General features: G+C 66.1%; 24 protein-coding genes. 15 read left to right on the top strand and 9 right to left on the bottom strand.

The genetic code is table 11. The annotated features are described in order from the left end of the window. Positions 1-10 precede the first annotated feature (10 nt). Positions 11-415, bottom strand: coding sequence for a hypothetical protein (locus FR943_RS02545; RefSeq protein WP_217154691.1), 405 nt, complete (start codon positions 413-415; stop codon positions 11-13). A gap of 150 nt (positions 416-565) precedes the next feature. Between FR943_RS02545 and FR943_RS02540 the strand changes: the two genes are divergently transcribed. Beyond that, positions 566-1,282 carry an EspA/EspE family type VII secretion system effector gene (locus FR943_RS02540; protein WP_246584787.1) on the top strand — a complete coding sequence of 239 codons (717 nt, stop codon included), beginning with the start codon at positions 566-568 and terminating at the stop codon, positions 1,280-1,282. Positions 1,283-1,325: 43 nt separating this feature from the next. Beyond that, on the top strand, positions 1,326-1,862 hold the full coding sequence (locus tag FR943_RS02535; protein WP_217154690.1) for a hypothetical protein: 537 nt from the start codon (positions 1,326-1,328) through the stop codon (positions 1,860-1,862). A 3-nt stretch (positions 1,863-1,865) separates the two neighbouring features. On the opposite strand, the gene FR943_RS02530 is transcribed toward FR943_RS02535, so the two are convergent. Continuing rightward, entirely contained in the window at positions 1,866-2,495 is a 630-nt protein-coding gene (locus FR943_RS02530) for a TetR/AcrR family transcriptional regulator (RefSeq protein ID WP_217154689.1), read from the bottom strand. Positions 2,496-2,594: 99 nt separating this feature from the next. On the opposite strand from FR943_RS02530, the gene FR943_RS02525 reads away from it, so the two are divergent. From FR943_RS02525 to FR943_RS02515, 3 genes are read left to right on the top strand one after another with little or no spacing between them, the layout of a single operon-like run. Next, positions 2,595-3,629, top strand: a complete 1,035-nt coding sequence (locus tag FR943_RS02525; RefSeq protein ID WP_217154688.1) for an ABC transporter permease — start codon at positions 2,595-2,597, stop codon at positions 3,627-3,629. Further along, positions 3,616-4,782 carry an FAD-binding oxidoreductase gene (locus tag FR943_RS02520; RefSeq protein ID WP_217154687.1) on the top strand — a complete coding sequence of 389 codons (1,167 nt, stop codon included), beginning with the start codon at positions 3,616-3,618 and terminating at the stop codon, positions 4,780-4,782. The genes FR943_RS02525 and FR943_RS02520 overlap by 14 nt, the downstream gene beginning before the upstream one ends. Before the next feature lie 19 nt (positions 4,783-4,801). Beyond that, positions 4,802-5,704, top strand: coding sequence for an aldose 1-epimerase (locus FR943_RS02515; RefSeq protein ID WP_217154686.1), 903 nt, complete (start codon positions 4,802-4,804; stop codon positions 5,702-5,704). Positions 5,705-5,716: 12 nt separating this feature from the next. On the opposite strand, the gene FR943_RS02510 is transcribed toward FR943_RS02515, so the two are convergent. Genes FR943_RS02510 through dnaK form a run of 4 tightly spaced genes read right to left on the bottom strand, consistent with a single transcriptional unit; the run spans position 5,717 to position 9,801 of the window. Beyond that, entirely contained in the window at positions 5,717-6,106 is a 390-nt protein-coding gene (locus FR943_RS02510; RefSeq protein ID WP_217154685.1) for a heat shock protein transcriptional repressor HspR, read from the bottom strand. Next, the gene (gene dnaJ, locus FR943_RS02505) at positions 6,103-7,269 is read right to left on the bottom strand and encodes a molecular chaperone DnaJ (protein ID WP_217154684.1); all 1,167 of its coding nucleotides are present in this window, start codon (positions 7,267-7,269) and stop codon (positions 6,103-6,105) included. The genes FR943_RS02510 and dnaJ overlap by 4 nt, the downstream gene beginning before the upstream one ends. Positions 7,270-7,309: 40 nt before the next feature. Beyond that, a complete protein-coding gene (grpE, locus tag FR943_RS02500; protein WP_217154683.1) occupies positions 7,310-7,945 on the bottom strand; it encodes a nucleotide exchange factor GrpE in 636 nt (211 codons plus the stop codon). Continuing rightward, positions 7,942-9,801, bottom strand: coding sequence for a molecular chaperone DnaK (gene dnaK, locus FR943_RS02495; RefSeq protein WP_217154682.1), 1,860 nt, complete (start codon positions 9,799-9,801; stop codon positions 7,942-7,944). Before dnaK ends, grpE begins: the two co-directional genes overlap by 4 nt. A gap of 190 nt (positions 9,802-9,991) precedes the next feature. Between dnaK and FR943_RS02490 the strand changes: the two genes are divergently transcribed. Further along, complete coding sequence (locus FR943_RS02490) at positions 9,992-10,627, top strand: hypothetical protein (RefSeq protein ID WP_217154681.1); 636 nt, start codon at positions 9,992-9,994, stop codon at positions 10,625-10,627. A 332-nt stretch (positions 10,628-10,959) separates the two neighbouring features. Here FR943_RS02490 and FR943_RS02485 read toward each other — a convergent pair whose 3' ends face one another. Next, positions 10,960-11,514, bottom strand: coding sequence for a hypothetical protein (locus FR943_RS02485; protein WP_217154680.1), 555 nt, complete (start codon positions 11,512-11,514; stop codon positions 10,960-10,962). Between the two features lie 208 nt (positions 11,515-11,722). On the opposite strand from FR943_RS02485, the gene FR943_RS02480 reads away from it, so the two are divergent. Continuing rightward, positions 11,723-12,205: a guanosine-3',5'-bis(diphosphate) 3'-pyrophosphohydrolase gene (locus tag FR943_RS02480; RefSeq protein ID WP_217154679.1), complete on the top strand. Its 483-nt coding sequence runs from the start codon at positions 11,723-11,725 to the stop codon at positions 12,203-12,205. On the opposite strand, the gene FR943_RS02475 is transcribed toward FR943_RS02480, so the two are convergent. Then, on the bottom strand, positions 12,150-13,325 hold the full coding sequence (locus FR943_RS02475) for a hypothetical protein (protein ID WP_217154678.1): 1,176 nt from the start codon (positions 13,323-13,325) through the stop codon (positions 12,150-12,152). The two genes, FR943_RS02480 and FR943_RS02475, sit on opposite strands and share 56 nt — an antisense overlap. Further along, positions 13,326-14,816 carry a sugar transferase gene (locus FR943_RS02470; protein WP_218045144.1) on the bottom strand — a complete coding sequence of 497 codons (1,491 nt, stop codon included), beginning with the start codon at positions 14,814-14,816 and terminating at the stop codon, positions 13,326-13,328. 599 nt (positions 14,817-15,415) lie between these two features. Between FR943_RS02470 and FR943_RS02465 the strand changes: the two genes are divergently transcribed. Genes FR943_RS02465 through FR943_RS02430 form a run of 8 tightly spaced genes read left to right on the top strand, consistent with a single transcriptional unit; the run spans position 15,416 to position 22,642 of the window. Further along, positions 15,416-16,486, top strand: coding sequence for a glycosyltransferase family 4 protein (locus FR943_RS02465; protein WP_217154770.1), 1,071 nt, complete (start codon positions 15,416-15,418; stop codon positions 16,484-16,486). After that, entirely contained in the window at positions 16,483-17,679 is a 1,197-nt protein-coding gene (locus FR943_RS02460) for a glycosyltransferase family 4 protein (protein WP_308170427.1), read from the top strand. Before FR943_RS02465 ends, FR943_RS02460 begins: the two co-directional genes overlap by 4 nt. Beyond that, a complete protein-coding gene (locus FR943_RS02455) occupies positions 17,672-18,988 on the top strand; it encodes a lipopolysaccharide biosynthesis protein (protein WP_308170426.1) in 1,317 nt (438 codons plus the stop codon). Before FR943_RS02460 ends, FR943_RS02455 begins: the two co-directional genes overlap by 8 nt. After that, entirely contained in the window at positions 18,966-19,967 is a 1,002-nt protein-coding gene (locus tag FR943_RS02450; protein ID WP_217154677.1) for a CgeB family protein, read from the top strand. The genes FR943_RS02455 and FR943_RS02450 overlap by 23 nt, the downstream gene beginning before the upstream one ends. After that, positions 19,957-20,535, top strand: a complete 579-nt coding sequence (locus tag FR943_RS02445; RefSeq protein WP_217154676.1) for a YdcF family protein — start codon at positions 19,957-19,959, stop codon at positions 20,533-20,535. The genes FR943_RS02450 and FR943_RS02445 overlap by 11 nt, the downstream gene beginning before the upstream one ends. Positions 20,536-20,546: 11 nt before the next feature. Further along, a complete protein-coding gene (locus FR943_RS02440; RefSeq protein ID WP_217154675.1) occupies positions 20,547-21,689 on the top strand; it encodes a glycosyltransferase in 1,143 nt (380 codons plus the stop codon). Positions 21,690-21,742: 53 nt separating this feature from the next. Then, positions 21,743-22,036 carry a hypothetical protein gene (locus FR943_RS02435; RefSeq protein ID WP_217154674.1) on the top strand — a complete coding sequence of 98 codons (294 nt, stop codon included), beginning with the start codon at positions 21,743-21,745 and terminating at the stop codon, positions 22,034-22,036. 57 nt (positions 22,037-22,093) lie between these two features. Then, positions 22,094-22,642, top strand: coding sequence for a superantigen-like protein SSL4 (locus FR943_RS02430; protein WP_217154673.1), 549 nt, complete (start codon positions 22,094-22,096; stop codon positions 22,640-22,642). Positions 22,643-22,651: the final 9 nt, after the last annotated feature.

Below are 22,651 nucleotides of genomic sequence, written 5' to 3'. Positions count from 1 at the left end.
AGCTCACCTTTCAACGCCCTTCGGCGGTCGCGGCGTTGAGTGCATCTGCGACCGAACGTATCCAAACCCGTACCGCTGCGATTTCATGGTGCACATCCGGGCTTTCACGACGCGTCATTCGGTGTTCCAACGCGAGGACCAATTGCCAACAACGCTCGATTTCGGCCTGCAGCTCCACCGCCGGCGCCTGGCGTAAGTGCTCACCGGGCCATCTGCCACGGAATTCTTGTGATTGCTCCAGCAATCGGCGTTCGTAGCGACTCCACGATCTGGCATACAGCGGCGCAGACACCAGCCAAGCCAAACCACACACCGCCACAAGGAAAAAGACCATCATTATGCCGACGATCGCCTGTTCCGCAGTGGTATCTCCGCGCACCGCAAGCAGTAAACCTGGCAGGGTTCCGCTTTGCATGGCCGCAGTCTAGAGGCCCACAGCCACATGTCGTGGCACCCGCTACCGGTAGGCGACACCCATCCTGACGTCGCTCCCGCCCAGAAATTTTGGTGCGCGGAGGGCTCACAGCATCCTGCTAGTCTTCTCCCAGGGAGGAGCTTGTTGCAGATGTCTTGGGATTCGCTGGTTGATGCATCGGAGACGCTCGGAAACAGTAAGGCCTTTGGGGCACTAGGCGCACCAGCCACGGGTTGGTCTATCTACAACCATGCAACGGCCGACGTTCCGGGAGCGTACAAGGCACTGAGCCTCGCGACGGACGGTCTAGGGGTTGCGCAGCTGTTTCCGAAATGCCCCCAGACCCCGATCATTCAGTTGGGGTTGTTCGCCATCGCCGGAATGAGTTTGGAGTGCGGCGTCGGGCAGCCTGACACGGGCTCGAAGTTCGACGAAGGCCGCAGTGCGTTCAATACCGTGAACCAAACACAAAAATCCGCCGCGCCAACCCAGCAATGGCAAGGCAGCGCGTCGCAGGCCTACGACAAGCAAGTCGAGCGGCAGAGCAAGCGCTCACAGACGATGGCCCAGGCCGACCGAACGATGCAGGAAGTCATCCAGAATCAGGCGGAGGACATCGCCCGAACCCGCCAGCTACTCGACATCTACTCAGTGGCGTTGAGCGTGATGATCGTTCCCGCCATGATCGCTGCGGCCATCCCAGGAGGACAGCCCGCGTCGGTGGCGATCCAGGTAGGCGCGGTCGCGGGCTCAGTGCCACTCGCGACGGGCTCGATGTTGGCAATGGGCGCCACGGCCGTGGCCAACGCCGCCAAGATCCAGCAGACCGTCGCCAAGTACAACGAAGTCGCGGCCACCGCCCAATAAAGACAGAGTCACACTGTCCGACACAGAATCGAGGGGTTGATTCGTGGCGACACACGGCCCACACGACGAGCACGACGACAACGGATTGGATGCCCTCGACTTCTTCGAACCGACAGCGCAGGACGACGCCCCGGAGTTGCCCGAGCTGCCCGACCTTCCGGCGCCGGACACGACCGACTCGTATGTCGAGGACGGCAGCGACGACTTCATCGAGGCCACCGACCCGGACCCCGCGGTACCCGACGAGCAAGCCCTGACGCTGCAGGCGGCCAATCCTCCTGGGACAGTTACGGTTACCACGTACCTCACCGGAACCATCGCGCGAGTAGAGCTGGACCCGAAGGTGACCGCCATGACAGAGGCCGACCTTGCCGAGGAGATCGGCGCCGTTTCGGAAGTCGCATCCAAGCGGGCGACGGCGATCATCCACGACAGCATCGTCGGCAGTCTGGTTCAGCACGGTATACACCGCCAAGACGCGTTGCACTTCGTGGAGTCATACATGCCCTTCGCGACACCGGAGCAGGCCAATGAGGCCGAACTGGCACTCATCGCCCGGCACACCGACGAGCAGCACTGACTTCTACAACTCGGGCAACCCCAGCTCGTCGGCGTCGGCGGTGAGATAGCGCGTCACTGTCGGGGCCATCAGACGTACCACCTCCTCACCGCTCAGTGTCGCCAGCGGCGGCACGGCCATCACGTAGCGCAGCACTGCTGTCCCGACCAGGCTTGTCGCGGCGAGCATGGCGCGCAGTCTGGCCTGCTCGCCGCCACCCAGCACGCCGGATACCGCGGCCAGCACATATTCCTGCATGAATGTTCGAAATGCCTCGTGCGCATCGGAATTCGACGTTGCGGACTGCAGCATGACTTGCATGCTCGGCGCGGTGTCGGGCGATTCCCAGACTGTGAGGTAGAAGCGCACCATGCGTTCGCCGATCTCCTCGGCCGGCCCTTCCAGAGCCGCCACCAGCACGTCGGGGTCGAGGATGAGCCGTAGCGACTCCCGGAACAGGTCGGCTTTCGACCCGAACAGGTAGAGCACCATCGAGGCGTCAACGTGCGCGTCGGCGGCGATGGCGCGCAAGGTCGTCTTCTCATATCCCTCGGCGGCGAAGCGCAGTTTGGCTGCGGCCAGCACCTCGTCGCGAGACACCGGGTCACCCTGGCGACGCCCGCGCCGCTTCGATGTTTCCCCAGGTGAAGACATATGACGACACTATCATTTCAATTGCTGTTGAAAACTTTCCCCGGCGCGCCTACGCTCACAGAAACCGTTAATTCAACGTCAGATGAAAAGAGGCGAGCGATGCTCTCGACGCCGGACCCCGCCGCCGTCCACACAGAGACGCCTGGTCACGAACCTTCCGCCGCACTGCGCGCCACCGGCATCGTCGTCGCGTTGACCGTCGCGATCGCGATCGTGGCCATCGCCTTCGCATTGCCCGCCTCGCGGTCCAAGCCCCACGACGTCCCCATCGGCGTCGCCGGCCCCCAGGTCGCCACCAGCCAGATCGCCCACACCCTCGACCAGCAGGCCCCGGGCGCCTTCTCCGTCACCTACTACCCCGGCGAAGATGCGCTGCGGGAAGCGACTGAAAATCGAACGGTATACGGCGGCATCACCTTTGGACCACAAGGAGCCACACTGCTCACCGCCACCGGCGGCAGCCCGGCCGTCGCACAGCTTCTCACCCAGATCGGCAACGCCATGGCGGCACACTCCGGCATGACGCTGCACACCGAGGACCTTGCGCCACCCACCGATCAAGATCCGCGCGGGACCGGGTTGGCCGCCTCCGCCCTGCCGATCACCCTGGCCGGGATGCTGCCGGCCATCGCATTGGTGCTGGTGCTGCGGCGCGAGGTGTGGACCCGGTTGACCGCCACCCTGGTGTTCTCGGCGCTGGCCGGCACCACCGTCGCGGCCCTGCTGTATTACGTGTTCGGCTCGATCGACTCGAACTTCTGGGGCGTGGCCGCCGGCTTGACCCTCGGGATCGCCGCCGCCGGCCTGTGCATGCTGGGCCTGGGCTCACTGTTCGGCAAGGTCGGCCTGGCGGTGGGCGCGGTGCTGGCGTTGCTGCTGGGCAACCCGCTGTCCGGGTTGACCGCCGCGCCGGAGATGCTGCCGAGCGGCTGGGGCCGACTCGGCCAGCTGTTGCCGCAGGGCGCCGCCGCCACCCTGCTGCGGTCCACCGCGTACTTCGATGGCGCCGGTGCCGACACCGCGATCGTGGTGCTCAGTTGCTGGGCGCTGGCCGGCCTGTTCCTGGTGGTCATCGCCGCGTTGCGGCGGTCCGGGCGCTCCGCGCCTAAGATGCAGCCTCGTGGGACTCGATGATCGTGAAGCACTGCAGACGTTGCAGCGCGCCGTCGACCCTCAGCACGGCTCCCTGCCGCTCATCCGCGACTTCTACACCCAGTGGTTCGCCACCGACCTGTCGGCCCGCGACCTGTTCCCGCCCGACATGGACCATCAGCGCGAGGTCTTCGCCCATGCCCTGACCTGGCTTTTCGGCGAGTTGATCGCCCAGCGCGCCGAGGAGCCGGTGGCGTTCCTGGCCCAGCTCGGCCGGGATCACCGCAAATACGGTGTGACGCAAAGTCATTACGACTCGATGCAGGACGCCCTCTACAACTCGCTGCGCACGCACCTGCAGAGCCAGTGGGACGATCGGCTGGCCGAAGCCACCCATGATGCTGTTGCCCTGATCATCGGGGTGATGCGCGGCGCGGCCGACGCCGAGGACTCTCCGGCCTACTGCGACGGGACGGTCATCGAGCACCACCGGGTCACCCGCGACGTCTCAGTGATCCGGCTCCAGCTCGATCAGCCGCTGTTCTACCACCCCGGCCAGTACGTCACCGTCCAGGTGCCGCAATGGCCGCGGCGGTGGCGCTACCTGAGCCCGGCGATTCCCTCCGACCGCTCCGGGGGGATCGAATTCCACATCCGGTCGGTCCCCGGCGGCATGGTGAGCACGGCGATCGTCAACGAGACCCGGATCGGGGATCGGTGGCGGATGTCGAGCCCACACGGCGGATTGCACGTCGATCGACACGGCGAAGACGTGCTGATGGTCGCCGGCAGCACCGGACTGGCCCCGCTGCGCAACATCATCATGGACATGACGCTGCACGGGGAGAACCCCCGCGTGCACCTGTTCTTCGGTGGGCGCTATCCGTGCGATCTCTACGACCTGAAGACGCTGTGGCACATCGCCTCGACCAATCCTTGGCTGTCGGTGACCCCGGTGTCCGAGTACAGCACCGATCCCCCCTGGGCCGGCCAGTACCCCGATGTCCAGCCACCGCGCGGCCTGCACGTGCGCCAGACCGGCGCCCTGCCCGAGGTGGTCACCCGATACGGAAGCTGGGGCGACCGCCAGATCCTCATCTGCGGTGGCCCGGACATGGTCACCGCCACCAAAGCCGCCCTCATCGAACGCGGCGCCCCCGCCGAGCGCATCCAGCACGACCCGCTGACCCGCTGACCCGTGCCAGACTGGCGCCATGGCCGACCTCGAACCAGTCACCTTGCAGGACCCGTCGTCGTCGCTGCGGGCCAGCTACGTTCCCGGCGCGGGAATGATCTGCACATCGCTTGCCGACAACAGCATCGAGTATGTGGGCCAGCGGCGCGGCCTGCAAGCCTACGTCAGCGACGGCAAGACGATGGGCATCCCGATCCTCTACCCGTGGGCAAACCGCTTGAGCGCCAACGAATACCGTGTGGCGGACACCGAGGTGACCGTGATTCCCGGGACGCATGGGGTGCGCGCCGACGCCCACGGGGCACCCATCCACGGCGTGCTCGCGGCCAGTCCCGACTGGCAGGTGACCGAGCGAACCGACAACGCGCTGGTGGCACAGCTGGATTGGGATTCCGACCAGGCACGGCTGGCGACCTTCCCGTTCCCGCACCGGCTGACGGTGACGGTGACGCTGGAGGATCGAGCCCTCACCGTGGCCACCGCGGTGGCGCCGACCCGGGACAGTTCGGTACCACTGTGTTACGGCTACCACCCGTACCTGACGATTCCCGGTGTACCGCGGCAGGATTGGCAATTGCACACGCCGACCATGCGGCACCTGCCGGTCGACGACCGGGGCCTGCCCACCGGCGAAGCCCAACCGTGGCCGGGCGGGACGATGCGGCTGGGCAGCACCGAACTCGACGACGGATTCGACGACGTCAGCACCGGCGCGGTGTTCACCCTCAGCGGCGGTCCACACCGGATCGAGGTCGCCTTCGAGCAGGGTTACGGCGCAGCGCAGTTGTTCGCGCCGGCCGGTGACAGCGTCGTGGGGATCGAGCCGATGACCGCACCCACCGACGCGCTGCGCCACGGGAACTACAAAATGGCCGCCCCCGGAAGTCCGGAGACGGCCACCTTTTCGATCAGTGTCGTTTGACGAGCACCTCGACTAAGGCCGATGTCGCCGCCGAGCGGCTCCGGGCTGCCACAGCACAACCGCTTTCGACGCCGTCGAAACATCGCGGCGCTCATTGTTACTCAGCCGCTCGACCTGCTTGGTCAACTCGGACACCCGGGTGCGCAGCGCATCGACCTGGTTGGTGAGTTCGATGATGCGTTTGATACCGGCCAGATTGACGCCTTCGTCCTGTGACAGCCGCTGCACCTCGCGGAGCAGGTCGACATCACGCTCGGAGTAACGGCGTCCGCCACCGGAACTACGCTGCGGGCTGACCAGGCCGAGCCGGTCGTATGTGCGCAGGGTTTGCGCGTGCATACCGGCCAGCTCGGCGGCCACCGAGATCAAAAACGTGCGGGCTTCCTCTTTACGCTGACTCATACATTGCCCGCCCACCCGGCCCGCGGGTCAAACCCGCTGGCCCGCTCGGCTTTCGCGTACGCCTCCAAGGCTTCGGCCGCTTCACCTTCGAGGTTCGGCGGCACCGCGACTTTGACCGTGACCAACAGATCGCCGTGGCCGCCGGAGCGTTTGGGCACCCCGCGTCCACGCACCCGCAGGATCCGGCCGTCAGAAGTGCCCTTGGGCACCCGGACACCGACCTTGCCGTCCAGGGTGGGAACGGAAAGCGTTGTACCCAGTGCCAATTCGTGAAAGCTGACCGGAACGCTGACCGTCAGGTCGTCACCGTCGCGCCCGAACACCTTGTCCGGACGCACGTGCACGGTCACGTACAGATCGCCCGATGGTGCACCACGCAGTCCGGCCTCGCCCTGGCCGGCCAACCGGATGCGTTGACCGTCCTCGACACCCGGGGGGATCCGCACATTGATCGTGCGGGTCCGGGTGGTGACGCCGGTGCCCTTGCACTCGCCACAAGGGTGCTCGATGATCGAGCCGCTGCCCCGGCATTCGGTACAGGGCTCGGAGAATCCGAACGCACCCTGGTTGCGGTTGATCACACCGGAGCCGTTGCAGTTCGGGCACACCTTCGGGTTGGTTCCCGGCCGCGCCCCGCTGCCATGGCAGTTGGTGCACGGAGCCGGGCTGGTCAGCCGCAGCGGCATCGCCACGCCCTTGGTGGCTTCCAGGAAGGACAGCTCGGTTTCGGTTTCCAGGTCATTGCCACGGCGGGGCCGACTCGGCCGCGGCTGTGCACCGCGCCCGAACAGCCCGCCGAACAGGTCACCGATGTTGGCGCCACCGCTCTGGCCGGCCGCGTCGAACAGGTCTCCGAGGTTGAATTCGGCTCCGTCGGAACCGAATCCGCCACCAAAGTTCGTACCAGGGTTGAACCGACGCCCACCCCCGGCGAACAACCGGCGGGTCTCGTCATACTCCTTGCGCTTCGCGGGGTCCGACAGGACGCTGTTGGCCTCGGAAACCGCCTTGAACCGCTCCGCCGCTCCCGCATCGGGGTTGCGGTCGGGATGCAGCTCGGAGGCCAGTTTCCGGTAGGCCTTCTTGATCTCGTCGGCGCTGGCGTCAGAGGAGACGCCGAGTTCTTTGTAGAAATCCTTTTCGACCCACTCGCGTTGGGCCATGCTGCGCCACCTCCTTACCTCTTCTCTCTAGTTGGGTTGTCTAGTTGTCTGATTCTGCGGCCTGATCGCCGGTGGCGTCAGCGTTATTCGCAGCGGCGTCGGTGTCGGGGACGGTGTCGACCACACCAACCATGGCGTGCCTGACCACCTGGTCACCGATCCGGTAACCCCGGCGCATCACGGTCCCGACCACTGGATGGGTGCCCTCGCCCTCGTGCTGCACGGCTTCGTGCAGCGAGGGGTCGAACTCGTCACCCTCTTCGCCGAAGCCGGAAAGCCCCTGCCCTTCAAGGGCATTGACGAGCTTGTCGGCAACCGACTTGAGCGGCCCGGATTCCAGGTCACCGTGGCTGCGGGCCCGATCGAGGTCATCGAGGACGCCAAGGAGCTGGGTGATGACCGCCGCCTTGGCCCGGTCCGCGGTGACCTGCTGGTCGCGCAGTGCCCGTTTGCGGTAGTTGTCGTATTCGGCCTTGACGCGTTGCAGGGTTGCCTTGAGCTCACCAACTTCGTCGCTGTCGCCAGCCGACTCCCCGGCAGGGGATGCGGCCGACGCCGGCCCACTGGGGGCCGGCGCCTGCTCGCGCACCTCACCGGTGTCGGGATCGATGCGCCGTTTGTCGGTGATGGTCACCGGCTCCTGCGTATCGTCGCCGCCGTTTTGAGGTTGCGTCACTTGTTCTCCTGGTCATCGTCGACGACTTCGGCGTCCACTACGTTGTCGTCCGCGCCGCTCGAGGATCCACCGGCTTCCGCGCCCGAGGCCTGCTCGGCCTGGGTGGCCTCGTAGATCGCCTGGCCCAGACCCTGCGACTCGACGCCGAGCTTCTCCATGGCGTCCTTGATCGCGGAGATGTCGGTGCCTTCCAGCGCCGTCTTGGCCTCAGCGATCGCAGCGTCGACCTTGCCGAGCGTCTCTTCGGGAACCTTCGACCCACCCTCGGCCTCACGCTGCTCCTTGACGAACTTCTCCGTCTGGTAGACCAGCGACTCGGCCTGGTTGCGGACATCGGCCTCTTCGCGACGCTTCTTGTCCTCCTCGGCGTGCGCCTCGGCGTCCTTGATCATCCGGTCGATCTCTTCCTTGGACAGGCCGGAGCCTTCCTGGATCTTGATCGTGTTTTCCTTGCCGGTGCCCTTGTCCTTGGCGGTGACGTGCACGATGCCGTTGGCGTCGATGTCGAAGGTGACCTCGATCTGCGGCACGCCGCGGGGGGCCGGCGGGATACCGGTCAGCTCGAAGGAGCCGAGCAGCTTGTTGTGCGAAGCGATTTCGCGCTCACCCTGGAAGACCTGGATCTGCACCGACGGTTGGTTGTCGTCGGCGGTGGTGAAGGTCTCCGACCGCTTGGTGGGGATCGTGGTGTTGCGCTCGATCAGCTTGGTCATCACGCCACCCTTGGTTTCGATACCGAGGGACAGCGGGGTGACGTCAAGCAGCAGAACGTCTTTCACCTCGCCCTTGAGCACACCGGCCTGCAGCGCGGCACCCACGGCGACAACCTCGTCGGGGTTGACGCCCTTGTTGGGCTCCTTGCCACCGGTCAGTTCCTTGACCAGATCGGTCACGGCGGGCATCCGGGTCGAACCACCGACCAGCACGACGTGGTCGATCTCGGAAACCGAGATGCCGGCGTCCTTGATCACCGACTGGAACGGCTGACGGGTGCGGTCGAGCAGATCCTGGGTGATCTTCTGGAACTCGGCGCGGGTCAGCTGCTCGTCGAGGAACAGCGGGTTCTTGTCGGCGTCGACGGTGATGTAGGGCAGGTTGATCGAGGTGCTCTGCGAGGAGCTGAGTTCGATCTTGGCCTTCTCGGCGGCCTCACGCAGCCGCTGCATCGCCATCTTGTCCTTGGTCAGGTCGATACCGCTGGTGGCCTTGAACTTCTCGACCAGCCAGTCGACGATCCGGTCGTCCCAGTCGTCGCCACCGAGGTGGTTGTCACCGGAGGTGGCGCGCACCTCGACCACACCGTCGCCGATCTCCAGCAGCGAGACGTCGAACGTGCCGCCACCGAGGTCGAAGACCAGGATGGTCTGTTCCTTGCTGCCCTTGTCCAGCCCGTAGGCCAGCGCGGCCGCGGTCGGCTCGTTGACGATGCGCAGCACGTTCATGCCGGCGATCTGGCCGGCTTCCTTCGTGGCCTGACGCTGGGCGTCGTTGAAGTAGGCGGGCACGGTGATGACCGCGTCGGTGATGTCCTCACCGAGGTAGGCCTCCGCGTCGCGCTTGAGCTTCTGCAGCACACGGGCGCTGATCTCCTGCGCCGTGTAGTTCTTGCCGTCGATCTCGACGGACCAGTCGCTGCCCATGTGGCGCTTGACCGAACGGATGGTCCGGTCGACGTTGGTCACCGCCTGGTTTTTGGCGGGCTGGCCGACCAGCACCTCGCCGTTGCGCGCGAATGCGACGACCGACGGGGTGGTCCGGGAGCCCTCAGAGTTCGCGACGACGACGGGGTCGCCGCCTTCCAGGACCGCCACGCATGAGTTGGTGGTCCCGAGGTCGATACCGACCGCACGAGCCATGGTGTTGCCTCCTGATAGAGATATAGGGGTCTGAGCGGACTGCGCTCAAGCCTGCTCCGGGTGGGCATAGATTGTCAACCCAGACTTGAGTCTTATTCACTCAACTTGCTGTCGATGACGTCAACGCGGGCGTTCGCCGATTTGTTCCTCATTGGCCCGGAAAGTTTCACGAGGTGTGCCACACTCGGCCGTGTCATCGGACAGCGGGTACCTCCACCCAGAATTGGAACCGGCAGAACACGCCGCATGCCGTGAGGCCGCACGGCGGCAGTTGGAACTCGCCACCCGCGCCGAACCTGCCACCTCCGAAGCGGTGACGTCCATCATCACCACACACGGTGGTGCGGTCGAACGGTTCGGCACCCGGCTGAAATGCCTGGAGTCGCTTGATCGCAAGACACAAACGGCAATGGCGCGGAACATCAAAGTGGAAGGTTTCGGCGGGTGCGCCGAAGACATCGTCGCCGAGATCGGCGACGTCCTTCGCTACACGGCAGTCCTGCCAGATCGCGAGTATTGGTCGTGCGGCACCCGGATCATCAACGCCTTGATCCGGGCCGGTTACCGCCCGAACGAGCTCAGCGACGGGTGGGTCGTGGGTGGCTATCGGGGGCGCAACTGCAGCTTTGTCGGTTCGTCCGGTATCGAGTTCGAGGTCCAGTTCCACACTCGTGACTCACTGGCGGCTGCCGAGGACTCCCACGGCGACTACGAACTGGCCAGAGACGACGCGACGCCCGAACCGATCCGCGCAACGGCACTGCGGCGACTGCGGGCCACGTTCGCCCTCGTTCCGGCACCGGCCGACATTCGCTGGGTAGACTGAGCACACGGAGAGGAGGGCTGGCAGTGCGGTATTTCACCAACAGTGCGGGCCACGTCGCCCGTGTGCACACTGACGCACGTCTCGGCGACGACGAGTTCTCCGCGGCCGCGGTGGAGACGTATAACGTAGGGCGCCGCGACTGGGTACCGGCGCCCGGTCTGACAGCCGAGATCTGTTTCGGTGGCGGATGGCGGACGTGCAGCGCCGAGATCGCCCGGGCTCTCACTGCCAAGTGTCAGCGACGATACGACAGTCGGAACCGCAGGTTGCAGTCCGCATCACACAGCGTATCCGGCTCCGTCATCACCGGGCGCGACTAACCGGCCCGGCCGCTACCCCACCGCATCAGGAACTGGGCCGTCTTGTTCGAGGTTCTTGACAAGCCAGCTCAACTGCTTGTTCATTTCCCCCGCTGCAGCCTTATAGCCGACCCATTCATCTGATGCCGTATCGGCAATGTTGTCGTCGCGGATCACCCGGGCCGCCTTCCGCACGGCTTCGTACTTGTCCACAACGGTTTCGTCGTAGCCGAACAACTTCAGTTTGTACTGAGCCCGTCTCGACGCCCGCTCAGCCTCGTTGTATGCCAACAAATCGGCGTCGGGGCTGATGCCCGTCCGTACCCGCGAGTCGACGAGATTTCGGACCGCCTCGTATTGCTCCTGCCGAGCTTCGTCCGCTGCGACAAGGGCATCCCGTCGAGCCTTCAAGGCTTCCGCATGACGTTGATGGGCGATCTGGTCTCTGGTGTTCTTGCGGGTGTAATAGATCGCGGCGGCCGCCACCACCGCGGCACACACCGTCGCACCGGCAGGCGAGTACAACCAGTCCAAGAACGAATGCTGAGGTTGCAGCTTGTCGACAATGTCCGGCGGATAATGGATCACGACGCTCTCGGCGGGACTCGGCACAGTAGGGGTGCCAATCGGCGGTATCTCAACGTCTGTGTTCGACGGGCCGGGCGAGGGAGTCGGAACTGGAACGGTTGGCTGCAACGGGACCACCGACCAATTCACCACACGCAAAGTATTGTCGAAAATCCCGGGCGGGAGACGTGTTTGAACGAGGTTGTCGGACCGGACGGAAGGTAGTGACATGGATAACCTCATCGCCACCGCCAACGAACTGATCGACCGGGCGCACGCCGGCCAGGTTGACAAGGCAGGCTTGCCCTACGTTGGTCACCTGCGCCGAGTCGCCAGTTACATTGTCTCCGAAGACCCATTGGCCATCACCACAGCTTTACTGCACGACAGCTTGGAAGACACATCGCTGTCCGTCGCGGATCTCGTCGACTGCGGATTTCCAGCACCGGTGATCGAGGCGGTCAAAATTCTTACCCGCAGCAGCGGCCAACCGCCTGAAGACTATTACCGGACGATCCGACAGAACCCGCTGGCCCGCGAGGTCAAGTTGGCCGATCTCGCCGACAACTCGGACCCCGCCCGGTTGAACCAACTCTCCGATGCGACTCAAGCGCGTCTACGCCGCAAGTACTCTGCGGCGTATAAATCCCTTGGCGTCAACCAGTCCGACGGCGATCGCCGACGGCGGTTCCGATCCCGGAGCGACACCTAGCGTCGCCCGTACCACCCATCAGCCCGGCCGCGACCGCCACGACCGCGGTCAGCCAGGAAACGCCCTCCCAGTGCCCGAGCACGTCGATGACACCGTGCTGCTCCCGGATCGCGGCGACGAGGCCGGCGGCGGCCAGCGGGACGAGGGCCAAGGTTATGTACACCAGCGCGGAATAGCGCGCCGGGAACCGCAGCGCGACCATGGCGATCGCCACCGTCACGACCACGAACAACACGACCGTCACGAGCCGCCCGCCGGGAACACCGGCCAGGTCCGCGGATTTCTCCAGCACGTGGAATGGGCCGTCGCGGAACATCGCATCGGGCCGCCACCACGCAAAGACCCCGTAGAGGCCGATGCTGACAAGACATGCCGGCACCTGCCATCGAACCCGCATGGCCGCGGGCAGCAGCACAAACGGCAATCGGAACTGCGAGACGACCACCGCGCCGGCAACCGCCAACCACCGGTGCACGGGCCGATCGGTCACCGTCAGCGCCGACACCGCCACCACGATCACCCCAAACGTGACGAAGTCGTTCCCGTTGGCATACGACAGCCAAAATCCAGGGGTAATCGCCAGCAGCACAAGAAATTTCGCCGTGACATCGGATCCATGCAGCCGGTACACGACTGCGACGGCGCAGGTGAACAACACGGCCATCGTCGCCGGATATCCGATGAGCGCCGACGGCACATGGGCAGCCAACCAACCCGGACCACAACTCATCGGGTTGTGGCTCCACATCAGCGCGCGGTCGTAGGGCCACGATCCATGCAGGAGCTGACCCACACCCACGCTGACGCAGTCACCCTGATCGGTGCCGCGACCCTCACTGTGAAAATGGCTGAGCAGGCGCGATTGCACGACGACGGCAACCAGCCACACCGCCAGCACGATCGGCACCGCCAGATAGCGCGCGACGCTGAGAAACTTCCGATACAGCAGGGGGACAAGACAACTGGCCGCACACAGGACATAGACCAGCCCGGCCGGCACCGGAACGACCCCGGCGACAAGCGGCGCCTTGCCCAGCACCGCCAGCCCGGTCAGCAGTGCCGACCCCAGATACAGCCAGCGGGGCAACGCGTCCGGCAGCGCCGGTGTGCTCAGCCGCACTCAGTAGGCACCTTCACCGCGCACCACGGCGCCGATCGTCTTGGCGATGATGCTCAGGTCCAGCCCCATCGAGCAGTTGTTGACGTAGGACACGTCATGCCGGATCGATTCCGCGGCCGACAAGTTCGAGCGGCCACTCACCTGCCACTGGCCGGTGACGCCCGGCTTCACCAGCAGTCGACGCCGCATGGTTTCGTCGTACGAGTCGACTTCCCGCTGCACCTGGGGTCGGGGACCCACCATGCTCATGCTGCCGGCCAGCACGTTGAAGAACTGGGGCAGCTCATCGAGGCTGTACTTGCGGATGACCGACCCCACCGGGGTGACCCGAGGATCGGCTTTCACCTTGAAAAAGACCGGACCGTCGTCGGTCGAGGCGATCATCTCGGCCACGTCGCGGTCGGCTCCGTCGCGCATGCTGCGGAACTTGACCATCCGGAAAGGCACCCCGTTGCGGCCGATGCGCTCGGAAATGTAGAACACCGGCCCCGGGCTCGTCAGCTTGATGGCCACCGCGATCGTCACCATCACCGGCCCGGTGGCGAGGACCGCCGCCAACGAGAACACGATGTCGAACAACCTCTTCGACATCGACCGGGCCCGCCGATACCCGGGAGCGAGGATCTGGAGCATCGGCATCCGCGCGGCGGGCTCGGCCGCACCGGGCACATCAGTGGCGACGGCGAGGTCGACGCCCGCGTCCTCAAGGTCAGTGGCCAGATCGAGCAGCTCGTCATACCCGAGGCGATCGGTGGTCGCCGCAGCCACCAACTGGGCCCCGGTTTTGCGTGCCGCTTCGACGATGGACCGGTCGTCGCCGATGACGGGCACCGAGTGATCACCGGTGCCGATGGACTCGCCAAGTTTGTCGGCCGGCTCGGTGGTGCACGCACCCACGATTTCGAACCTGTCGCGCCGGTAGCACCGGATCGCGTTCGCCATCGCCTGCACGGCTTCCTGACCGCCCGCCAACAGCACCGGGGTCCTGCCACCGCCGGCCTCGGCGATGCGCCGCGACAACACGTATCGAACCGCCATGGTGCCGACGAGGCCCAACGGGAGGGCGACGGCCAGGTGGCGCAGGTCGATTCCGTCGAAGTACAGCACCCCATGCATGTGCGGGATGAAGTGCCCGAGGATGTAGGCGACCACCACGACGCCGAACAGCGGGACGGTGACGCCTACGGCCAGCTGGAGTTCGTGGACGTACGTGCGCAGCACATTTTCGGCGGTCAGGTTGCGCACCGACAGCGCCGCGAACCAGGTCACGGCGACCAGGACCAACAGCATCATGTGCCGATCACCCAGCGTCAGCACGCCGGGCCACCAACGATGGACGAGCAGGAAGCCGACGATCGAGCTGAGCGTGATGACGATCAGATCGGCGACCACCGTCCAGCGCCGATAGAGCGAGACCAATCTGCTCAGACGCGGGCCGGCGCTGCGTCGAATCGGACTGCTGACATCCTCGCTGGTGGTTCTCGGTTCCATCAAGTACACGACCCCGTTCGTACGTCTAGTCAATAGCGACTGATTTACCTCGATGACCTGCACAGATCCGTTGAGATGCCGTCCTATTCGATTACGCTTGCCCTGTCGTCACGCGCTGCCACTTACCGGGCATGGTGATTCAAATCACCGCGCTCAATAGCGCCCTCTGGTGCATTCCACAATGAACGCCCCACGGACGAAGTACTTACTCTCGTTATGCCATCAGTCAGACGCTCACGCAAACTCGACGTGCGCATCCGATGCACCCGACAAGCCCCCGACGGGGCCGTATAACCGCAGGTAGACGGCACCTTTGCGAATGATCGGAGATTTCTCCACCAGAATTTTCGCCGCAGCAGACATTGACAGCGTCGTCAGCATTTGCGCTCGGTCACGGCACTCGGCGCGAACTCGATGCCAGATGTTTCAGGTAACGTGACTTTCTGATCACGTTGCCAGCATCAGCCCGGCAACTCGACTAAGCACGCATATAACGTTTGTATCTCGGTAACCACACAAATTTGTCTGATGACACATATTCGTTTCGCAATACTTCCCCCACGTGAGGAGGCGGTGTGATGCCTCCGATCAGAGTCCACATGACCGGGTCCGAGTGGTTTTCCGCCATGCCCGGCGGCCTGAATCGGTACTTCACCGATCTGTTCACCGCGCTGCGCTGCCGCACCGACCTCGACCTCTCGGCGACGGCCTTCGGCAGCCCGCCGACCGGTGGGCAGTCCTGGGGCGACACCGGCGGGTCGACGTGGTCGCGCGTCACTGCCGCGTTCACCGACCGAACCGGACTGGCGCCAGCCGGCGTCCTCGACCGTCACTTCTGCCTCTACGGGCCTGCCGCGATCGACCGCAGCCGGCGTCGACCGCTCGTCGTGCACTTTCACGGTCCCTGGGCGGCAGAGAGCCGGTTCGCCGGCACCACCGAACTCCGGGCCCGCGCCAAGTACCTCGTCGAGCGCATCCGTTACGCCGGGGCACAGCGATTCGTGGTGTTGTCGAGCCACTTTCGCGACGTCCTCATCGAGGACTACCGGGTGCCGGCCGACCGGATCGAGGTGATCCCACCGGGCGTGGACCTCGACAGGTTCGCCGGCCTTCCCAAACCTGATGTGCCCGACCACCGGCGCATCGTGCTGTGCGTCCGCCGGCTCGAGCACCGCATGGGCATCCATCGCCTCATCGAGGCCTGGCCCGCGGTCACCGCCGCGCATGCCGACGCTCACCTCGTCATCGTCGGCACCGGAACCGCGGAGAACGATCTGCGGCGGCAGGTCACCGCGGCCGGCCTGGACCAGGACATCGAGTTCCTGGGCCGTATCGAGGATTCGGCGTTGGCTCGGTGGTATTCGCGGGCCGAGCTGACGGTGGTGCCGAGCATCGCACTGGAGGGTTTCGGTCTGATCGCCCTGGAATCCCTGGCCACCGGCCGCCCCGCGGTGGTCAGCGATTGCGGTGGACTCCCCGACGCGGTACGCGACCTGGATCCCACCCTGGTGGTCCCGGCAGACAACGCCGAAGCGCTTGCCACCCGGCTCGTCGCGGCCCTGGACGGCGCGCTGCCCAGCCCGCTGCGCTGCCGCGCCCATGCCGAAACCTTCTCCTGGGCAGTTGCCGCGCAACGCCATCACACGTTGTATCAGGGGCTGGCCGCGTGACCGGGCAGCCGATCAGGGCGCTGTTCGTCGGGCATACCGCCGCGCCGTCCGGGGCTGAACTCGCGACGGCGCGGCTGGTCGCGGCGCTGCGGGAATCTCACCCGGTCGAGGCCTCGGTGATCCTCACCGAGGACGGGCCGATGATCGCCAAGATGCGCGCGCAGGGCATCCCGACCACCGTGCTGCCCAACGCCTTCGACAGCCGCAGCATGACCATCCAGGGTTCCGGCTGGCTGCGGCGCCTGGCCGGTGGCGCAGCGTTACTGCGGGTCGGATGGTCACTCGGCGCTGCGGCGCGAGACCACCGCGCCGACGTCCTGATCGCCGGCAGCACGAAAGCCCTCGTCATGTCCGCCGTGGCGGCCGCCAGGGCTCGAATTCCCCTGCTCTGGCAGGTACACGACCGGATCTCGGCCGAATACTTCGGCCGGACATTGTCTTTGATGATCCGCGCGCTCGGCTGGATCGTTGCCGACGGTTACATCGCCAACAGCCGTTCCACGGCGGACACCGTGGCGAGGTGGAGGCGCCGCAGCGTCATCGCCTATCCGGGCGCCGATTTCAGCCGCACCACCGGGACGCGTCGGGAACCTCAGCGCGCGCCGGAGGAAGCCACCGTTGCCGTCGTCGGCCGGTTGACACCCTGGAAGGGCCAGGACGTCGTCCTGCGTGCGCTGGCCCGCACCGCGCTGCGGCCGCGCCGGGTGTACCTGGTGGGCGGCACGTTCTTCGGCGAGGAATCGTTCCGCAACGAACTCGAGGACCTGGCCCGGGAACTGCAACTGCCGGTGGAATTCACCGGACACGTCGACGATCCGACCGAAATCCTGCTCGGATCGGACATTCTCGTGCACAGCTCGGTGATCGCCGAGCCGTTCGGCCAGGTGATCGTGGAGGGCCTACAGGCGGGCTGCGCGGTGATCGCGACACGACCCGGCGGCCCCGCCGAGATCGTCGAACCTGACGTGAGCGGGCTGCTCGTCGACGCCGGCGACACCGCAGACCTGACCGTCGCACTCGACCAGCTCATCGCCGATGCGCAGCTGCGCACCCGGCTGGCCCAGGCCGGTCGGCTACGCGCCCAGCGCTTCGATGTCGCCGAATCCGCCCGTGTGGTGGCCAAATTCCTCGCCGACATCGTGACCAGCCGGGGTGGTCACACCCGAACTGCCACGGAAATGCCTCGTGCATAACGGTTTTCGGGCGCGTCTCGAGCATCACCCGCTGGTTCCCCGGGTGCTGCGGCTGGTCCGCGACTTCGGGGCCGTGGTGTTCGGCAAGTACGGGCAGTACGTGGTCACCCTGGTCACGGTGCCGCTGCTGGCCCGCATTCTGGGCCCGGCGGGGATGGGGCTGCTGGCCGTCGGCATGGCGGCCTACTTCTTCGGTTCCATCATCGTCGATCTGGGTATGACGCCGTTTCTGGCGGCCCGGGTGCCCGAGCTACGCGATACGCCGCATCGGCTCCAACAACTCCGCGCGGACTACCTGGCGCTGCGGTTGACCACGCTGACCGTGCTGGCGCTTGCCTACGTCGTGGGCTTTCTGGCCGGCGCGCCGCCCTACCTGCACATGATCCTGCTGGGATTGCTCGCCGGCGGCCTCTGGTCCACTTCCGACGACTGGCTGCTCATCGGGCAGGGACGATTCGTCGCATCGGCGCTGTACCAGGGCAGCGGTCGCATCGTCTATCTGATCCTGCTCGTGGCACTGCTCCCGCACTCCCGCCACGCCGCGACCGCGATGTGGTGTCTGCTGGTGTCCGCCATCCTGACCGTCGCCGGGACGTGGTGGGACAGCCAACGGCATTTCGGGCGACTGGTGCGGCCACAGGCACCGGCACAGATCCTGCGGACGAGCTGGCCGATAGTCACCTCTCGGGTGCTGACCACGGGGTACGGGCAGGGAGCGCCCGCCATCTACTCGGGCCTGCTCGACGCCGTCTCGCTGGGTCTGTATTCGGCCGGCGACCGGCTGGTCCGGGCCATGCAGTCGCTTCTGGACATGATCGGCCTGGTGCTGTTGCCACGCATGGCCCGCCGCAGCGGCCATGAACAGTTCTGGCGTCACGGCATTCGCGGCCTGTGGGGCAGTGCGGCGATCGCCGGTCTCGCCGCGGGCCTGCTCTGGCTCTGCGCCGTACCCGTCGTCCACGTGATCTTCGGCGCCGAGTTCACGTCGGCGGTGAGCCTGCTGCGCGCCGAGCTCGTCATCCTGCCGGCCAGCACCATCAGCTCCTACATCAACACCGCGCTGCTCCCGGTTCGACAGGACACCCACGGCATCCTGATCGCCTCGCTCGTCGGCACCGCGGCCTCGGCCGCCGGTCTGCTCACCGCGTCGGTGACCCACTCGGTGTGGGCACTGGTCGGCGGCACCATCGCTGCCGAGTTCTGCGTGGCGGGCTGGTACCTGGCCCGGATGCGCCATCTGGTGCACCGCGAGCGGCGCGCCGTCACCACAGTGGAAGGGGGTGCCGATGAAGATTCTGTATGTCGGTGACGACTGGATCGGAAGTAACGCACGCTCACTCGCCGACGGCTTCCGTCAGGCCGGACACGACGTGGTGGTCATCGACACCACGGCGGTCACACTGCCCACCCGGTTCTCGCCCTCCTGGCTCTACGCCAAGACCAAGCAGCGTCGCGCACCGTGGCCACGCGAGCAGGTGCACCATCAAATCGAGGACGCCGCACGGGCTTTCAAGCCCGACATGCTGTTCACCTACAAGGGCGTACATCTGGACCAGGAGCGACTGCTCGGCGTTCCGGCCCCGGTGCGGGTGCACTACAGTCCCGACGACGTCGGCAACCCGTACAACACCACCCCCGAATACTTGGCCCACGAGGCACAATGGGATCTGGTCGTCACCACCAAACGGCACAATGTGCCCGAGTTGACGGCCCGCGGCGCGCGGCGGGTGAAATTCGTTCGCAGCGCCTACGACCCGGCCTGGCATCGCCCGTGCGCCAAACGCGGTGCCCAGCAGTACCTCGTCGGGTTCATCGGGGCCAGACGCCCCGACCGCGCCGGGCTCATCACCCGGCTGGCCAAGGAGCATGGCGACAAGCTGCTCGTGCACGGCCCGGGCTGGCGGCGCATCCCGGCACTGCAGGCCGGCCACGCCACGGTGGGCGGGGCGATCTACGGCGACCGGTTCGCGGCCGCGGTCGCGTCGGTGACCGCGAACCTGGTGCTGCTCAACTCCGACAACCGCGACACCCATACCTGCCGCACCTTCGAAATCCCGGCAACCGGTGGGCTTTTCGTGGGTGAACGCACCGACGAGCATGCCGAGCTGCTCACCGAGGGATCCGAATGCCTGCTTTTCTCCGACGAGGAGGAGCTTCGCGACATTCTGCAGCACTGTGCCCGGCATCCGGACCGCGCCGAGCAGATCGCGGCCGCCGGCCACCGCCGGATCACCACCGAAGCGCATCGCTATGTGGACCGGGCCAGGGAGATGGTAGATGAGCTCTGAAACTGAAGTGCCCACCGCGCAGCCGCTGCGTCGTCGGCGAATATGGCTGGCGTTGGCCGTGGTCGGGGTGCTGCTCGTCGGTTGGATCGGGCTCGGCTGGAAGGTGTACAAACACCCGCAGACCGACCCGTTGCGGCCCGCCGATGCGATCGTGGTGCTCGGCGGAACCCCATACGAGCGGTTCGACCTGGGACTGCAACTGGCTCAGCAGGGGTACGCCCCGTTCCTGCTGATCTCCCAATCGACCGGTGCGGACGACCCCAGGATGGACAAGTACTGCCACCAGCAGTTCAGCTTCGAGGTCAAGTGCTTCATCCCCGATCCGTGGACCACCGAGGGTGAGGCACAGGAAATCCGCGATGATGCAAAGGAATACGGGTGGCAGCACATCATCGTCGTCACGTTCACCCCGCACGTGTCCCGCGCCCGCTACATCGTCGGCAAGTGCTTCGACGGTGAGCTCACCATGGTCGCCAGTCCGACCAGGCCCGACTTTTCCTACTGGACGTGGATGTTCATCCGGCAGTCGGGCGGCTACGTGAAGGCGCTGCTGACCCCCGGATGTTAGGAGAAACATCAATGACCGCACCGCGCGTGGCGATCGTCCACGAGCGCTTCACCGAGTTCGGCGGCTCCGAACGGGTCGTCGCCGAGTTCATGAAGAGCTGGCCGCAGGCAAAGGTGTTCGCCCCCATCACCGAACCCGCATGCCGGCACCAGGTCCTCGGCGCGGCTGGGCGAAGCGACACCGGCCCCACGATCACGGGAAGCTGGCTCGACCGCATCCACTCGGCAACCGGGCGGAAATCGCACGCCCCACTACTTCCCCTGGTGTCCAAGGCATTCCGCGACCTGCCACTGCAAGAGAACGCCGACGTCGTCCTGGTCAGCCACCACTCCTTCGCCACCCAGGCCGCGCTGGCCACCGAGGCCCCGGTCGTCGCCTACGTGCACAGCCCGGCCCGCTGGGCCTGGGACAAGACGTTCCGTGACCATGAAATGGCCAGTCGCGCCGGACGCGTCGCGCTGTCCACCCTGGGCGGGCTGGCGCGTCGCGGCGAGCTGCGCGCAGCGCCGCGGCTGTCCCACGTGATCGCCAACTCCCAGGCCGTCGCTCAACGGATCCAAGACTGGTGGGGCCTGCCGTCCAGCGTGGTCAACCCGCCGGTACGCACCGACCGCTTCTCTCCCGACCAGTCGGCTCCCCGCGAGGACTTCTACCTGTTCGCCGGCCGGCTCGTCCCGTACAAGCGGCCCGACCTCGCCATCCGTGCCGCCCAGCGCGCCGGGTGCCGCCTGGTCATCCTGGGCGACGGACGTTTTCGGGAACACCTCGAGACGATCGCCGGACCGGAGACCACCTTCCTCGGAGCGGCGTCCGACGACGTGCTGCACGATATGTACCGCCGCTGCCGGGCCCTGCTGATGCCGGGGATCGAGGACTTCGGGATCGTGCCGGTCGAGGCCATGGCTTGCGGCACACCGGTTCTGGCCCTCGGCGCGGGCGGCGCCCTGGACACCGTGGTCCCCGGGGTCACCGGTGAGCACATCCACCCGGGCCCCGACGAAGCCGTCATCGCCGGTCTCGCCTCGACGATGCGCGACTTCGACCCGGCCGATTACGACACCACGACAATCGCCGCCAAAGCCTCGACCTTCTCGCCCGAGAGGTTTCGGGCCCGGGTCGCCGACATCGTGCACAGCGTCGCTGCGAATGTCTGATCGGCGAGCCGTTAGGGTACCCCTGTGCCATCACCGATCGTGAGGAGGAAACCATGAGGAAGACACTGCAGCGCGCGGCCATCATCGCCGTCGCCGCGTTCACTCCCATGGCGTTCACCGCGGCATTCACTCCCGCCGTCAGCTTCGCCGACTGCGACAACGGATCCTGGTGGGATCCGGTGGCCAACCGGTGCCAGGCCCCGCTCGTCCCCAACTGCCCGAACGGCTGGTGGGACCCGGCGGCGAACACCTGCCGGGCCCCGGTCTCGACCACCCCGCTCGGCTGCGACAACGGCTGGTGGTGGGACCCGGTGAGCAACACCTGCCGCCCGCCGCTGCTGCCGTAGCCGGGTTCGGCGCGTCGTAGCCACCGGTCGCCGTGGGCGTTGCGTACCGTTGTCGCGGTGAAGGCGTGGCAATTGCTGGGCGCGCTGCTGACCACGGGCGCGTTGGTGTCCGGGTGCCAATCGAGTATCGAGGGCAGGCCGCAAGCCAGTTCGCAGTCACCGACCGAGCCGAGCTTCCCGACCACCCGACCCACCCGATCGAGCCCGGCGCCGAGCACCACCGCGCCGCCATCGTCCAGCACCGCGCATGCCCGGCCCCCGTCCGGCCCCGCCGAACTGAAGCCGCAGGACGGCTGGGTCTTCATCGAGACCAAATCCGGCAAGACCCGCTGCCAACTGTCTGAGCAGGAAGTCGGTTGCGAGTCGGATTTCGCCAATTCACCCGAGATCGACGGCGAGAACGCCAACGGAGTCAGGCTCACCGCTGACGGCGAAATGCATTGGGTGGTGGGAAATCTGGGCGCCATCCCGGCAGTTACCCTGGACTACCGCGAATACCGGGCGGTGGGTTGGACGATCGACGCGGCCACCGACGGCACCCGGATCACCAACGACGACTCCGGCCACGGAATGGTCATCGCGGTCGAGGGCGTGAAAACCTTCTAGAGTTGACCC

The sequence above is a fragment of the [Mycobacterium] fortunisiensis genome, assembly GCF_019050325.1.
GTDB classification, from domain to species: domain Bacteria; phylum Actinomycetota; class Actinomycetes; order Mycobacteriales; family Mycobacteriaceae; genus Mycobacterium; species Mycobacterium fortunisiensis.
Note: the sequence above shows the minus strand (reverse complement) of the source record. Positions and strands in the feature narration are given on the sequence as shown.

Coding starts and splice junctions, on each gene's coding strand:
- FR943_RS02545 (WP_217154691.1), bottom strand. CDS start 415: ATGCAAAGCGGAACCCTGCCAGGTTTACTGCTTGCGGTGCGCGGAGAT.
- FR943_RS02540 (WP_246584787.1), top strand. CDS start 566: ATGTCTTGGGATTCGCTGGTTGATGCATCGGAGACGCTCGGAAACAGT.
- FR943_RS02530 (WP_217154689.1), bottom strand. CDS start 2,495: ATGTCTTCACCTGGGGAAACATCGAAGCGGCGCGGGCGTCGCCAGGGT.
- FR943_RS02525 (WP_217154688.1), top strand. CDS start 2,595: ATGCTCTCGACGCCGGACCCCGCCGCCGTCCACACAGAGACGCCTGGT.
- FR943_RS02515 (WP_217154686.1), top strand. CDS start 4,802: ATGGCCGACCTCGAACCAGTCACCTTGCAGGACCCGTCGTCGTCGCTG.
- FR943_RS02510 (WP_217154685.1), bottom strand. CDS start 6,106: ATGAGTCAGCGTAAAGAGGAAGCCCGCACGTTTTTGATCTCGGTGGCC.
- dnaJ (WP_217154684.1), bottom strand. CDS start 7,269: ATGGCCCAACGCGAGTGGGTCGAAAAGGATTTCTACAAAGAACTCGGC.
- dnaK (WP_217154682.1), bottom strand. CDS start 9,801: ATGGCTCGTGCGGTCGGTATCGACCTCGGGACCACCAACTCATGCGTG.
- FR943_RS02480 (WP_217154679.1), top strand. CDS start 11,723: ATGGATAACCTCATCGCCACCGCCAACGAACTGATCGACCGGGCGCAC.
- FR943_RS02470 (WP_218045144.1), bottom strand. CDS start 14,816: ATGGAACCGAGAACCACCAGCGAGGATGTCAGCAGTCCGATTCGACGC.
- FR943_RS02465 (WP_217154770.1), top strand. CDS start 15,416: ATGACCGGGTCCGAGTGGTTTTCCGCCATGCCCGGCGGCCTGAATCGG.
- FR943_RS02450 (WP_217154677.1), top strand. CDS start 18,966: ATGAAGATTCTGTATGTCGGTGACGACTGGATCGGAAGTAACGCACGC.
- FR943_RS02445 (WP_217154676.1), top strand. CDS start 19,957: ATGAGCTCTGAAACTGAAGTGCCCACCGCGCAGCCGCTGCGTCGTCGG.
- FR943_RS02440 (WP_217154675.1), top strand. CDS start 20,547: ATGACCGCACCGCGCGTGGCGATCGTCCACGAGCGCTTCACCGAGTTC.
- FR943_RS02435 (WP_217154674.1), top strand. CDS start 21,743: ATGAGGAAGACACTGCAGCGCGCGGCCATCATCGCCGTCGCCGCGTTC.